Origin of the sequence: Streptococcus parauberis NCFD 2020, assembly GCF_000187935.1 — a bacterium.
In the GTDB taxonomy this organism is placed as follows: domain Bacteria; phylum Bacillota; class Bacilli; order Lactobacillales; family Streptococcaceae; genus Streptococcus; species Streptococcus parauberis.
This window is the reverse complement of the sequence record NZ_AEUT02000001.1, coordinates 1,257,587-1,271,616: the sequence shown is the minus strand read 5'-3', so window position 1 is coordinate 1,271,616 and position 14,030 is coordinate 1,257,587. Positions and strand designations below refer to the sequence as shown.

The window sequence follows — 14,030 nt, the reverse complement described above, 5'->3', positions numbered from 1 at the left end:
TAAATTTAAAAAGGAGTAATAATGAACAAAATATTGCAATCTGTTTACTCAGATTCAACTCGTCAATTTGTGTCTAATCCATATCCTCGTAGAAAAGAATCAATTACAATTGCTATAAGAATAAAGAAAAATAACCTCTATAAGATATTTCTTAAATATAAAAGACTGGGTGTTGAAATAGTAGAAGAGATGAAAGAAAGTCGTGAGTTAAATGGTTTAATCTATTATGAATATACACTGATTTGTTACGATGAAGAACTTTCATATCAATTTTATATTTTAGGAGAAAATAAGTTATATTATTACACACAAAAGGGAATTTCAGATTATCTTCCTGACGATAGTACAAATTTTAAAATACTTATTAATTATGATGCCCCTTCATGGTTGGCTAAATCTGTTTTTTATCAAATCATGCCAGATAGATTCTGTATAGGTGATTCGGAAAAGATAATTGAAGATAAGTACACTTATAATGGGAATAAGCCTGTCATCATGAACTGGGATGATAAACCATTACCGTATTCAAAGACGAATGCTATGGATTTTTATGGCGGGGATTTGTGGGGAATCATAACTAAACTAGATTATCTACAGAAATTGGGAGTTAATGCCATTTATTTAAATCCAATTTTCAAATCACCAATATATCACAAATACGATGCTTTAGATTATTTTGAAATAGATCCAAGTTTGGGTGGTGATGAGGCCCTGATTGCATTAACAAAAGAAATTCATAAAAGAGGAATGCGGATCATACTTGATATTTCAATTAATCATACAAGTTCATCATCAAAATGGTTCAATAAAACGAACGAATTTTATCCTGATGGGACTGGTGCATATAATAACGTTAAGTCCAAAGAAAGAGAGTATTACTTTTTCCAAGATAACAATACATATCTCTCCTGGTTTGGTGTTGAAACAATGCCTCAGCTCAATTACTCGTCAGCAAAATTACGAGATATTATTTATCGAGATGAAGATTCAGTTATAAAAAAATATTTAAAAGAACCATACAATATTGATGGCTGGCGATTTGATGTTGCTGACGTCATGGCAAGAAATGAAGAAGTAGACTTGTATCATGAAGTATGGAAAGAAATATACAGGGAAATTAAAAAAACAAAAAAAGATGCAGCTATCATTGCTGAAGAATGGACAGATGCATGGCAAATGTATGATGGTACTCAATGGGATACAACAATGAATTATTTTCAGGTTGCAAGACCGCTAAGGGAGTTCGCAGGTGCAAAAGATTTGCTATTAGATCGAACACCTGAATTTTCAAATCTGCCAAATCAAATGGATGCTTTAAAGTTAGAGAAAAGAATACTTCATTTTAAAAATAAAATACCTGAGCAAATTCAATATCAAATGTTTAATTTAATTGACTCTCATGATGTACCACGCTTATATCATGAGAATAATGTTGAATTAACATCTTTTATTGGTGCTGTTATTACACTATTTGGTTTACCTGGTGCAACAAGTATTTGGTATGGAGATGAAATATTATTAAGTGGACATAGTAGAAACCATGAAGGGACTAGATATCCTATGAATTGGTCAGGTAAGTTGACGAAGAAACAAAAAGAAACTCAAAAGATATTTAAACAATTAGCTACTTTGAAAACAAATAAAAGTAGCTTGCAAGAAGGTAGCTTTAAAATTTTAAGAGAATATATTGATATTTTCTCCTTTGTTAGATTTACTGATGAAGAAATGTATATTTTTATTTGGTCAGAAGCAAAGAAAAAAAGAAGACTTATTATTGACTTAGATAACTATGGCATGCAAACGAAGGAAGGAAAAACAGTATTAGGTAATATTAAGATTAAACAAGAAAAAGAAAAACTTGAAATCGAGATTCCAGAGAAGGAATCCGGAATAATTTCTTTAACATAGTTCAATAAAGATTTTTTTAAAATACAAAACCACCCCATCACTATTTTTGACGGGGTGGTTTTAGATTAAAGCTCTTTTACCATTGTCTGATGATCAATTCCAGCTTCTTGGAAGATGTCTCCTTGGGAAGTAAATCCTAGTTTGTCATAGAATGGTTTGGCAGTTAGTTGTGCATGTAATTCCATTGTTTTGAAGCCTTGCTTTTTGCAGTAGGCAATGGTTTCTTGCATAAGGAATTGGCCTAGTTTTTGTCCTCGGTAGTTAGCAAGCACAGCCATTCGTTGTAGAGTTACCTTGTTAAACTTGGAATCAGGTAAGATTCGGCAGGTTGCACAGGCAATATCTTTGTCGTCGTAGGCGACAATGTGAAGACAGAGGGCTTCCTTATCATCAATCTCAATTGATAGTGGTACGCCTTGTTCTTGAACAAAAACTTTCTGTCTAATTTTAACGGCATCTATGTAGGTTGGTGAGAGTGTATCTCGGCTTTGTCTTATTATCATACCTATATTTTAACGAAAAAAAAGACGTTGTCAATTGACAACGTCTTTTTGTGAATGATTATTTGCTTCTAACTTCTGTTACTGCATCGTCCATTGAAAGTACTTCGTGGAAGACACGGTGAGTTAATTCAGCTTTTTGTTCAGGTGTAAGGTATTTAGTGTTTACACAGTATCCAGAGATACGTACGATAACATCTTCTCCACCCATGATTTTGTCGTAAACTTCTTTAAGGTCCATAACGTTCAAGTTAACATGTTGTCCACCATTTTCGAAATAACCATCAAGAACTGTTACTAAGTTATCAACTTGTTCGTCAAATGTTTTACCAAGTGCACGAGGTGAAACTTGAGTAGTTAAAGAGATACCATCATTAGCGTGTGAGAAGTCAAGTTTAGCTAATGAGTTCAAGTTTTGTAACCATCCACCTTTAGCTTTATTAGATGGGTTTGCACCTGGAGAGAAAAATTCAACTTTACTTGTGTTAGCTGTTCCATCTTCGTTTAAGAATACTCCGCGGTGAACTGGAGAGTTACCAGTTTGTTTAGAGTAAGCAACGTTTGATGTGATTGTAAGAAGTGATACTGAAGCTTCAGCGTTCTTGTAAAGTTTATGGCTTGCAAGACGTGTATGGTAAGCTTCCATCAACCATTTAGCAATATCATCAACACGGTCATCATCTTCACCGAAGCGTGGGAATTCACCAGTTACTTCGTAGTCGTAGATGTAGCCATTTTCGTCGCGGATAGTTTTAACTGTTGCATATTTGATTGCTGACAATGTATCAACAGTATTTGCGAAACCACAGATACCGAATCCCATGTTAGCACGTTGTTTACTTGGCAAGAAGGCCATTTGAACTGCTTCATAGTTGTATTTGTCTGTCATATAGTGGATGATGTTAAGAGCATCTACATATGTATCAGTCAACCAGTCAAGAGATTTTTCGAAGTTAGCCATAACTTCATCGTAGTTAAGGACTTCAGAAGTGATAGGTTCAACAACGTTAAATACTTTGTAGTCTCTATGAACGTCATCATAACCACCGTTAAGACCAGTAAGAAGTGCTTTAAGAACGTTAACACGAGCGCCGAAGTATTGAATGTTATGACGTTGATCTTCATTTTCTGGGTCAAGTGGAGATACACAACATGAGATACATGACATTTCGCCGTATCCTTCTTTAGCCATAGTTGTTACACCTTCATATTGGATTGAAGAGTGTTTATGACTCATTGTCATACAATAGCGACGGAAAGCATATGGTAATTGGTCAGTCCAAAGAACTGTTAAGTTTGGTTCTGGAGAGTTACCGATGTTATCAAGAGTGTTCAAGAAACGGTAGTCCATTTTAGTAACACGGTGACGACCGTCGTTACCCATACCAGCCATAGAAGTGGTGATAAATGTTGGGTCACCTGAGTAAAGTGTATCGTAAGCTTTAGTACGACCAAATTTAACTGTACGTAATTTAAGAACGAAATCATCAACGAATTCTTGGATTTCTGATTCAGTAAATGTTCCACGAGCTAAGTCGCGTTCTGCAAAAATATCAAGAACGATTGGCACACGTCCAAGTGATGTAGCAGCACCATTGATTACACGACATACTGCCATGAATGCAATGTTAACCCATTGGATAGCTTCTTTAACGTTTTCAGCTGGACGACGAACGTCAACTCCGTAAAGATCACCAAGTTTTGCAACTTCACCAAGTGCTTGGTATTGTAAATTAATTTCTTCACGTAAACGGATTGATTCTTCATCAATTTCATTGATTGAGTTCCAGTCGTTTACTTTTTCTTGCATTAAGTAGTCTGCACCGTAAAGAGCAAGACGAGCATAAACACCGATGATACGTCCACGTGAATATGCATCTGGAAGACCAGTTACAGTGTGAGCATGACGTGCGCGACGGATGTTTGAAGTGTAAGCGCGGAAGATACCATCATTAACTGTTGTTACATATTTAGTAAAGATTTCATGTACAGCTGGGTCAGGTTCATAGCCATTTTCTTTAAGAGTAGTTTCCGCCATACGGATACCACCTTTTGGCATAAAGTTCAATTTGAACAATTCATCATTTTGAATACCGTAGATAAGTTCATTTTCTTTGTCGATATATCCTGCAGGAATACCAGCGATTGAAGATGGACGAGTGTCAAATGGGAAGCGAGTTGCTTCGTATTGTTCTTTAGTGTCTTCGATAATTTTTTTAATTTTTAATGAACGTTCAGTAGCTTCAGCTAAAAATGATTCATCACCATCATAAGGGTTATAGTTAGCTTGAACAAAGCGTGAAACACTTGCTTTTTCTTTCCAGTCTGTTCCTTTAAAGCCTTCCCAAGCCTTTTCAAAAACATCTGTGTTAGTTTTTACAGTTGCCATAAGATTCTCCTTAATAATCATGTAACAGACTCTCTGTTACTTATATATCAATAGTTTAACATATAGGAAACGGTTTCCCAAGCAAATTTCTTGACAAAATTAAGATTCTTTTATAATACAGTTGTAAAATCAATCACAAACTGTATTATATGATTTAAATTTGCAACTTTGAGCAATAATTGTATAATACAGAGAGAGGTATACTATGCTGATTTTTCCACTGATTAATGATACATCACGCAAAATAATCCATATCGATATGGATGCTTTTTTTGCTGCAGTGGAAGTTCGCGATAATCCTAAATTAAAAGGCAAACCAGTAGTTATTGCAAAAGATCCGCGAGAAACTGGAGGTCGTGGGGTGGTTTCCACCTGTAGCTATGAAGCAAGAGAATTTGGTATTCATTCTGCTATGAGTTCAAAAGAAGCCTATGAGCGGTGTCCACAAGCAATTTTTATTTCCGGAAACTACAGTAAATATAAAGAAATTGGCCTTCAAATTCGGGAGATATTCAAAAGATATACCGACCTAGTCGAACCCATGTCGATTGATGAAGCATACCTTGATGTGACAGAAAATAAATTAGGGATTAAGTCTGCATTGAAAATTGCCAAGCTGATTCAACTTGATATCTGGACAGAATTACATTTAACGTGTTCAGCTGGAGTTTCTTACAATAAGTTCCTCGCAAAATTAGCTAGTGATTATCAGAAGCCTCGGGGATTGACACTAGTTTTGCCTGATGATGCGCTGAGCTTTTTATCCGACTTACCAATAGAAAAATTTCATGGCGTTGGAAAAAAATCGGTTGAGAAGTTGCATGATATGGGGGTTTATAAAGGGGATGATTTGTTACTTCTGACAGAGATGCAATTGATCGACCAATTTGGTCGTTTCGGATATGACCTCTATCGCAAAGCTAGGGGGATCAGTCAATCACCAGTCAAACCAAATCGTATTCGAAAATCAATTGGTAGTGAGCGAACTTATGCTAAACTCTTATTTAGTGATGGAGACATTAAGGCTGAGATTACCAAAAATGCTAAACGCGTAGCTGATTTAATGGAAAAAAATGATAAATTAGGAAAAATAGTTATTTTGAAGGTTCGTTATTCTGATTTTACGACCTTGACCAAACGGGTTAGTTTGGAAAGACTGACTAGGGATTTTAAGCTGATTAATCTCACAGCAATTGAAATTTTTGAAAGCTTGGCTGACAATGACAGTGGTGTGCGCCTGTTAGGTGTGACCATGTCAGGATTGGCTGACAAGCAAGCTGATATTTCCTTGGAATTATAAAAAAAACGCCAATAGGCGTTTTTTTTATAATTTATTCATTTTCTTTATCATTCAGTGTTTTAGCTTTTGAAAAGGCAAAGTAATAAAGGGCTAGGAAGACAAGTTGGATGACGATTGAGAGGATAGTTGGTTGTGACAAGAGAATTGAAATCAAGTTGACGACAACTAATCCAAAACCTAATAGATAAGGTAAAATCGAAATTTCTTGGTTAGATTTGATTTTCTTTTGGTTTATAAAAGTTAGAACGATAATTGCGATTGTTAGTAGAATTGCTAATGCTGAAATGAAAATGGCAAATGGTGTCATTGCTTGTTCCATAATAGCTAATTTATCAGCAGGCATGGCTGCTTTGAATTCATCATTACCTAAAAATAGGATAATTGAGACCAAACCAATGACTGAAAAGATTGTAATAATCGTGTTAAGGACAATGATAAATATATTTAGTGTTTTAAGTGACTGACGCACCTTTTCATATGAAATCATAAAACCTCCAATTTGTATGCATTTGATAATACAAGACAAGTATAGCACAGATACTCTACTTGTCCACTATAAATTGCCTATTTTTTAAAAAAATTTTTAAAATCAGCATCAGTCAAGCCAATCAGTGGATCAATAGATAACATATTTGCTGTCGTTAAAATCGTTGGTTCTTCAGATTCTAAGGGCTTTGCAATAGTATTTTGGGCTTGTCCTAGACTGTCCGAACTGTTTTCAACTGTATCAATTTTTGCTAATTGGTCGCTTGATTCTGTTGTCAGGTCTTGGTCAAATCGTTGCACTAGGAAAGTTTTTCGTTTATCACCCTCATTTTTGATTGCATAATCAAAAGCTGAGTGCTCACCCAGTAAAATTAATTTACTCTTTGACCTTGTGACAGCTGTATAAATCAGATTCCGTTGAAGCATGCGCCCACTCTGGCGGGTGATTGGAAGAATAACCACTTGGAACTCACTCCCCTGCGACTTATGAATACTCATGGCATAGGCCAAGGTGATTTTTAACCATTCATTGCGAGGATAAGTTACTTCTGACCCATCAAAATCCATCATAATTTCATCTTGTTTGGACTCGGTGTACTTGGCTGGAATTAAATCTGTAATGTAACCAATATCACCATTAAAGACATTCAATTGGGCATCATTAACTAAGTGTAAGACTTTATCTCCCTTTCGAAAATGTATCTCATTAAAGACAAATTCTGTACCATTATCTAATGGATTGAGAAGCTCTTGCATAAGCTGATTGAGATTGTTGATGCCTGCTTGTCCTTTATACATGGGAGCAAGAATCTGAATTTCATCAGCTGGGATACCACTTTTAACAGCAGAAGCGACAATTTTTGTGACCATGGTTGGAACATGTTGAGGCATGGCATCAAAGTAAGAACGGTCTGCTTTTTTATCTCGAAAATCTACTGGCAATATGCCTTGACGCATTTGATTTGCCAAATCAACGATGGTTGAATCAGCTGATTGACGGAAAATTTTACGAAGGGCGATTTGTGGTAGACTGGTAATTTTCAAAAGATCTGCTAGAACCTGACCTGGTCCTACAGACGGTAACTGGTCACTGTCACCAACAATGATTATTTGGGTATTCGATGATATGGCACCTAATAATTGATTGGCTAACCAAGTATCAACCATAGAAAATTCATCAACAACTAATAAATCACAGTCTAAGTAGTCTTCCATGGCTTGGTAATCATTGTCACCATTTAAGCCTAAATGACGATGAATAGTGGCACTTGGTAGGCCAGTTAATTCATTCATCCGACGAGCAGCTCGACCAGTAGGCGCTGCTAGAACAATCGGTAAATCTTTTTTATTTAAATCAATGTCATTAATCCGAGCATAAGCTTCTAGAATTCCTCTGATAACGGTTGTTTTACCAGTACCTGGACCACCAGTTAAGATAAAGACCTTGCTGGTCAATGCTTGATAAATTGCGTCCTTTTGGACCTGATCATAGCTAATGGCAAATTCCTTCTCAATTGCTTGTACTTCTTTTTCAATCTTATCTTGACTGATTTGTTTCTCAAATGGGGTATCTAGTAAACGTTGAAGTTGATTTTTAATTCCCTCTTCAGCTGTAAATAGAGAGGCATCAAATATTTTAGTACCTGCATTATAAACTTTTTCATCAGAAATTAAATGACTTAATTCTTGGGCAACTTGCGCAGGATCACATTCAATTTGTCGAGAGTCTTCTAACAAATCAATAGCATAGGCTAATAAATCACGCGCCTCGATGTAGGTATCACCTTGGCTAATTGATTGTTCCAATAAACTATGTAATAGAGCAGCCCGAAACCGTTCAGGTGCAGAATCAGCTATACCGATTTCCTGAGCTAATTTATCAGACATTTTAAAGCCGATGCCTTGGATGTCTTCTACGAGTTGATAGGGATTAGTCCTAACCCGTTCGACAGCTTCTTCTTTATATTGATCGTATATTTGGAAGGCCATCCGATTAGACAATCCTAATTCTACCAGTGCAGCGATGATTTGTTCTGTTCCGTAATTGATTCTTAGCTTAGCTACAAAGGCTTCTCGGTTAGCTTTTGAAAAGCCGTTGATATCCTCTAACTTGCTAGGGTCGTCAAGAATTTTATCAATCGTATTGTCACCGTATAAAGAGACAATTCTCTCGGCGGTCTTTTTCCCAATTCCTTTAAAATGCTCACTGGAAAAGTACTTGATTAGACCAGATGAACTTGGTTTAGCTCGCTGGTAACGGCTGAGTTGCAGTTGCTGGCCATATTTGGGATGTTGGCTTAATTGCCCCCAGAAGGTATAATCTTCTCCCTCCATGATGTCAGCCATGGTTCCAGTAATGATGATTTCAAAGTCATCAAAGTCACTGTCGGTATCTTCAATCATTAGGTTTAAGATTTTAAAAAAGTTACTGCTATTTTCGAAAATGATGCGATCAACAGTCCCGGAAAAAAAGTATTCCATGTCAAATCCTTTCTAAGGAATTGTCTAATTTAAAACCTGCCTCAGGCAGGTTTCATTTTATTTTAAAAGATCAATGCGATTAAATGGCCAGAAACGGAATTTTACTTCACCAATCAGATTTTTGGCTTTGAAGGTTCCGACTTCACGGCTATCTTTAGAAACAATTCGGTCATCCCCGAGTAATAAATACTGACCTTTAGGCACGTCAATGCTAAAGGTAGCTCGGTTTTCACTATCAGCTGTAAAGGCACTTGAGTTACGGGCTAACTCTTGGAAGAGGCTACTATATGAATAGGTTTTTTGAAGACGATCTTTTTTAAAGAGGGCAATAAACTTCTTCAAATAAGATTCTTTAGTTTTTTTGCCATTGACATAAAGTGTATCATTTTTATATTCGATTTTATCTCCAGGCATTCCGATGACCCGTTTAACGATTTCTTTTTGAACACCATCTTCAGTTTCTTGAGCAACGACAATATCAAAGCGATCAATTTTTGCTTGGTTAAACACAATTAAGCGTTCGCCGTGAGATAAGGTAGGGTCCATTGAGTGTCCGTCGACCTTCACTGGTTGCCAGATAAAAATACGACTGAAGCCAAATACTAACATAAATAATGTGAAGAGACCCCATTCTTTAATAAAATTTTTCATGATACTCCTTATGGTAATTTCTTAGCTAAACTAAGAGCTTTCTTGGTATTTGCAAAATGCAATTTGGCACTAAATTCTAGTGCAGGCATGCCGTAAGCTTCAAGTAGCTTAGCAGCAACTTGGTCTGATTGTTTCCCAGCACCACTTGGCAACTGATAGCCTAATTCTGCCCCTAACTCCTTTAAATTTTCTAAAAAAAGATTACGGGCAATAATTGAACTGACAGCCACAGCTAGGAAGTCACTCTCAGCTTTCTCTTGAAAGGTCAGTACATTCGTAAATTGGTTCTTTTCCCTTTTTAAGTGCTTTTGATAATTGGCTTGACTGGTAAAGGCGTCAATCACAATTTTGTCAGCTTTGACTCCCTCTTGAAGCAATAAGAAAATGGCTTGATTATGGAGCGCGACTTTAACAGAGACAGCGTTATAAGGCTTATCTGGTCCGACCATTTGGTTATATTTTTTGGGTGACAATAGCAGAGCTTTATGAGGAATTCTAGCCTCCAACAATGGTGCAATGTGACGAATTTTGGGATCAGTTAAGTTTTTTGAGTCATCAACCCCTAATTCTTTCAGATAGGTATGATCTTCTGGGGTCACAAGACTTGCTACTACGGCGATGCCCCCAAAATAAGAGCCGTTGCCAACTTCGTCGCTGCCTATGAGGGCAAGGTTTTGATTTTTAGAGCTATCTATTCTACTAGATGAAGAATCAGGAGCTTGATAACCAAACTCCGAAGCAACCTCTAGTGTCGCAGATCCCTGGAAAACCAGTTTGCCTGATGTGTATAATAAAATGGTTACCCCTTTATACTTTGCTGAAAAGGCAACATAGGGGTTGTTATTACTAGTTTGATAGGCATTAAGACGGTTTAAAAGCTTGGCTTTTTGAAAACCGTCCATTTTCATCACAATGGTTTCCATAGGAAATATTTTAACATAATTTTGGCTGTCCAGGGTAATCAATCTTCTTACAATTTGATTAAATTTGTTATTTTACGAAAGGCTGAAATTAGGGTATAATGCTATAAAGAGGTATCCTATGAATAGTAAGAATCGTTACAAGTTCACCTTTGGTGAAAAGACATTAACATTAACGACTGATAAAGACAATCTCTTCATGGAAGAAGTCGAACGCGTTGCTACTGAAAAGTATAATGCCATTAAAGAGAAACTTCCAGAAGCAGACCCTGAAACGGTTGCAATTTTAATGGCCATTAATTCATTATCAACACAATTAAAACGTGAGATTGAAGTCGAAAAAATTGAACAAGAAATTAATCAATTGCGTCAAAGAGCTTTAGAAGGTCTACAAGAAAAAGCTTATCAAGCAGATATGGATGAGGAGTAGTTATGTTATCACTTCTCATCATTTTTATCATGCTCTGGAATTTTTATATTGGTTATAATCGTGGTATCATCTTACAAGCCTTTTATTTTGTTGGCATCTTAACTTCATTATTTGTGGCAAGTCAGCATTATCTTGATTTAGCCAAAAAAATTGCACTCTGGGTGCCTTATTCAAGTCCGACTGAAGGTGCAAAGATGCTTTTTTTCAAGGATATCAATATCTTTGAACTAAGCAAAGTCTATTATGCAGGGATTGCTTTCTTTGTAATTTTTCTAGCAACCTATGCCGCCGTCCGTTTAATTGGTATCTTAACCCATTTTTTCCCAATTGATTACTATGATAATCAAAAGGCAAATATTGCCAGTGGAATCATTGCCAGTCTGGTTATTGTCTTAGTTTTTTCCATAGGGTTAAGCATTTTAGCAACTGTACCAATGGAAAGTATTCAAACGCAACTACATAATCATTTCTTAACACGCTTATTAATTGAGCATTGTCCACCAGTGACAACAATGATTCGCAATTTATGGATTACAAAAGTCTTATAAGATCAGATAAATCATCTGGTCTTTTATTCATTCATTTTATAGGGAATTTAGGGTATAATGAAGCTTATGGATATAAAAATTTTAGAACAGTTAGAATTTCAAAAGGTTAAAGAACAATTTCAAACCTACCTTCAAACTGAACAAGGGAAAGTGGAACTCCAACAGCTAGTTCCAACAGACAATCCCGAAAAGATTAAAGATTATTTTACGGAAATTTCAGAAATGGAGATGATTTTCATTGAGAATCATCATTTTGCCATGGGAAGCTTACGGGATGTTAATGACAGCCTCCACCGCCTTGAGTTGGATGCTGATTTGAATATTTCGGAACTCTTAGATATCAAAAAACTCTTGCTTGTCTCTGCCGAAGCCAGTCGTTTTTTTATGAATTTAGAAAATGTTGAATTGGTTGCCCTAAAAAAATTATTTGAGAAATTAGAAATTTTTCCTCAGTTGCAGGGAAGCCTGCAAGCCATCAACGATGGGGCCTTCATAGAAAACTTTGCCAGTCCAGAATTGGAAGCCATCCGTCGCAAGATTTTTAATAGTGAACACCAAATTCGTCAATCGCTTCAGGATGTGCTCAAGAAACATGCTGACTATCTGTCAGAATCATTGATTGCCAGTCGGAACGGCCGTAGCGTGCTTCCGGTTAAAAACACCTTTAGAAACAAAATCGCAGGGGTTGTCCACGATATCTCAGCATCTGGGAATACAGTCTATATTGAACCACGAGCTTTGGTCCAATTAAATGAAGAAATAACCCAGTTGCATGCTGATGAACGTCATGAAATGGCACGGATTCTTAAAGAACTCTCAGCCATGGTTCGTCCACATAGTCGTGCTCTTGCCAATAATGCTTGGTTACTAGGACATTTAGATTTTGTTCGAGCAAAATATCTTTATCTGAAGGAGAAGAAGGCGACTATTCCAACTGTCACTGCTGATAAATCAGTGCAATTGTTGAATGTTCGTCATCCTCTCTTGCAAAAGCCAGTTCCTAATGACCTACACTTTTCTAAAGACTTAACAGTTATTGTTATTACGGGTCCTAATACGGGTGGTAAGACAATCATGTTAAAAACCCTTGGTTTGGCTCAGTTAATGGGACAGTCTGGTTTGCCAATTCTAGCTGACTACGGTTCGAAGATTGCTGTTTTCAATGGAATTTTTGCCGATATTGGCGATGAGCAATCGATTGAACAAAGCTTGTCGACCTTCTCTAGTCATATGACCCACATTGTGTCAATTCTTGACCAAGCGACAGCAGATAGTCTAGTTCTCTTTGATGAACTAGGTGCTGGTACCGATCCGCAAGAAGGTGCTAGCTTAGCGATGGCCATTCTAGAAGAACTTCGCTTGAAAGAAATCAAGACCATGGCGACGACCCATTATCCTGAGTTGAAAGCTTACGGGATTGAGTCGGAGTTTGTTGAAAATGCTAGTATGGAGTTTGATAGTAATAGTCTTCAGCCAACCTATCGTTTTATGCAAGGCGTGCCTGGTCGTTCTAATGCTTTTGAAATTGCAAGACGGTTGGGCCTAGCCAGTCATATTGTGACGGACGCTCAGAATTTTACTGATACGGATAGTGACGTCAATCGGATTATTGAAAAGTTAGAAAGTCAGACTTTGGAGAGTCGGAAACGTCTTGAACATATTAAAGAGGTCGAGCAGGATAACCTTAAGTTCAATCGTGCTGTTAAAAAGCTGTATAATGAGTTTTCTCATGAGCGTGATAAGGAAATGGAAAAGGTTACTAAAGAGGCGCAAGAGATTGTTGATTTGGCCTTGGCGGAAAGTGAGTCTATCTTAGCTAAGTTACATGACAAATCGCAATTGAAACCACATGAAGTCATTGAAGCTAAGACACAATTGAAAAAGTTAGTACCTCAAACTGATTTATCCAAAAATAAAGTTTTGAAACAGGCTAAGAAGTTAAGAGCTGCGCGTGTTGGTGATGATATCATTGTTTCTGCATATGGTCAACGTGGTACTTTAATTAATCAATTAAAAGATCAAAAATGGGAAGCACAAGTGGGGTTAATTAAAATGACCCTCAAAGAGGATGAATTTACCTTGGTTAAGGCTGTTGAAGAAAGCCAGAAACCTAAAAAACAAATGGTTAATGTCATTAAGAAAGCAGCAACAGGTTCTGGACCTAGAGCCCGTCTTGACTTACGTGGCAAACGTTATGAAGAAGCCATGCAAGAGCTGGATACCTTTATTGACCAAGCTTTAGTTAATAACATGAGTCAAGTTGATATCATTCATGGGATTGGTACTGGGGTTATTCGTGAAGCAGTTACTAAATATTTGAGACGCAACAAACATGTTAAGAGTTTTGCTTACGCTCCGCAAAATGCGGGAGGGTCAGGTTGTACAATTGTGACCTTGGGTTAGACTGTTGTTACCTG

General features: G+C 36.8%; 11 protein-coding genes. 5 read left to right on the top strand and 6 right to left on the bottom strand.

Features of this window, described 5'->3' with window-relative positions; all coding sequences use genetic code 11:
* The first annotated feature begins 21 nt into the window (after positions 1-21).
* The gene (locus SPB_RS06335) at positions 22-1,908 is read left to right on the top strand and encodes a glycoside hydrolase family 13 protein (protein ID WP_003103826.1); all 1,887 of its coding nucleotides are present in this window, start codon (positions 22-24) and stop codon (positions 1,906-1,908) included.
* A gap of 65 nt (positions 1,909-1,973) precedes the next feature.
* Here the strand turns inward: SPB_RS06335 and SPB_RS06330 are convergent, their stop codons facing one another.
* Positions 1,974-2,411 (bottom strand): GNAT family N-acetyltransferase, encoded by a 438-nt coding sequence (locus tag SPB_RS06330; protein WP_003102732.1) that lies wholly within the window; start codon positions 2,409-2,411, stop codon positions 1,974-1,976.
* A gap of 58 nt (positions 2,412-2,469) precedes the next feature.
* Positions 2,470-4,797, bottom strand: coding sequence for a formate C-acetyltransferase (pflB, locus tag SPB_RS06325; RefSeq protein ID WP_003103702.1), 2,328 nt, complete (start codon positions 4,795-4,797; stop codon positions 2,470-2,472).
* Positions 4,798-5,002: 205 nt separating this feature from the next.
* On the opposite strand from pflB, the gene dinB reads away from it, so the two are divergent.
* On the top strand, positions 5,003-6,097 hold the full coding sequence (gene dinB, locus SPB_RS06320; RefSeq protein WP_003103230.1) for a DNA polymerase IV: 1,095 nt from the start codon (positions 5,003-5,005) through the stop codon (positions 6,095-6,097).
* 31 nt (positions 6,098-6,128) lie between these two features.
* Here dinB and SPB_RS06315 read toward each other — a convergent pair whose 3' ends face one another.
* The 4 genes from SPB_RS06315 to rnhC form a co-directional block, all read right to left on the bottom strand.
* Positions 6,129-6,584, bottom strand: coding sequence for a hypothetical protein (locus SPB_RS06315; protein WP_003105993.1), 456 nt, complete (start codon positions 6,582-6,584; stop codon positions 6,129-6,131).
* Between the two features lie 77 nt (positions 6,585-6,661).
* Positions 6,662-9,064 (bottom strand): SF1B family DNA helicase RecD2, encoded by a 2,403-nt coding sequence (gene recD2 / locus SPB_RS06310; protein WP_003105039.1) that lies wholly within the window; start codon positions 9,062-9,064, stop codon positions 6,662-6,664.
* Between the two features lie 57 nt (positions 9,065-9,121).
* Positions 9,122-9,715, bottom strand: a complete 594-nt coding sequence (gene lepB / locus SPB_RS06305; protein ID WP_003103516.1) for a signal peptidase I — start codon at positions 9,713-9,715, stop codon at positions 9,122-9,124.
* Between the two features lie 8 nt (positions 9,716-9,723).
* A complete protein-coding gene (gene rnhC, locus SPB_RS06300; protein WP_037621363.1) occupies positions 9,724-10,638 on the bottom strand; it encodes a ribonuclease HIII in 915 nt (304 codons plus the stop codon).
* A gap of 118 nt (positions 10,639-10,756) precedes the next feature.
* Here rnhC and zapA point away from each other — a divergent pair, with 118 nt between their 5' ends.
* The 3 genes from zapA to SPB_RS06285 all read left to right on the top strand — a co-directional run bounded on the left by zapA (position 10,757) and on the right by SPB_RS06285 (position 14,016).
* Positions 10,757-11,065 carry a cell division protein ZapA gene (gene zapA, locus SPB_RS06295; protein ID WP_003105645.1) on the top strand — a complete coding sequence of 103 codons (309 nt, stop codon included), beginning with the start codon at positions 10,757-10,759 and terminating at the stop codon, positions 11,063-11,065.
* 2 nt (positions 11,066-11,067) lie between these two features.
* On the top strand, positions 11,068-11,613 hold the full coding sequence (locus SPB_RS06290; RefSeq protein ID WP_003104122.1) for a CvpA family protein: 546 nt from the start codon (positions 11,068-11,070) through the stop codon (positions 11,611-11,613).
* Between the two features lie 66 nt (positions 11,614-11,679).
* Complete coding sequence (locus SPB_RS06285) at positions 11,680-14,016, top strand: endonuclease MutS2 (RefSeq protein WP_003104070.1); 2,337 nt, start codon at positions 11,680-11,682, stop codon at positions 14,014-14,016.
* The last annotated feature ends 14 nt before the right edge of the window (positions 14,017-14,030 follow it).

Bases quoted from the DNA above. Each gene is read 5' to 3' on its own strand.
- SPB_RS06335 (WP_003103826.1), top strand. From the start codon at position 22: ATGAACAAAATATTGCAATCTGTTTACTCAGATTCAACTCGTCAATTT.
- SPB_RS06330 (WP_003102732.1), bottom strand. From the start codon at position 2,411: ATGATAATAAGACAAAGCCGAGATACACTCTCACCAACCTACATAGAT.
- pflB (WP_003103702.1), bottom strand. From the start codon at position 4,797: ATGGCAACTGTAAAAACTAACACAGATGTTTTTGAAAAGGCTTGGGAA.
- dinB (WP_003103230.1), top strand. From the start codon at position 5,003: ATGCTGATTTTTCCACTGATTAATGATACATCACGCAAAATAATCCAT.
- SPB_RS06315 (WP_003105993.1), bottom strand. From the start codon at position 6,584: ATGATTTCATATGAAAAGGTGCGTCAGTCACTTAAAACACTAAATATA.
- recD2 (WP_003105039.1), bottom strand. From the start codon at position 9,064: ATGGAATACTTTTTTTCCGGGACTGTTGATCGCATCATTTTCGAAAAT.
- lepB (WP_003103516.1), bottom strand. From the start codon at position 9,715: ATGAAAAATTTTATTAAAGAATGGGGTCTCTTCACATTATTTATGTTA.
- rnhC (WP_037621363.1), bottom strand. From the start codon at position 10,638: ATGGAAACCATTGTGATGAAAATGGACGGTTTTCAAAAAGCCAAGCTT.
- zapA (WP_003105645.1), top strand. From the start codon at position 10,757: ATGAATAGTAAGAATCGTTACAAGTTCACCTTTGGTGAAAAGACATTA.
- SPB_RS06290 (WP_003104122.1), top strand. From the start codon at position 11,068: ATGTTATCACTTCTCATCATTTTTATCATGCTCTGGAATTTTTATATT.
- SPB_RS06285 (WP_003104070.1), top strand. From the start codon at position 11,680: ATGGATATAAAAATTTTAGAACAGTTAGAATTTCAAAAGGTTAAAGAA.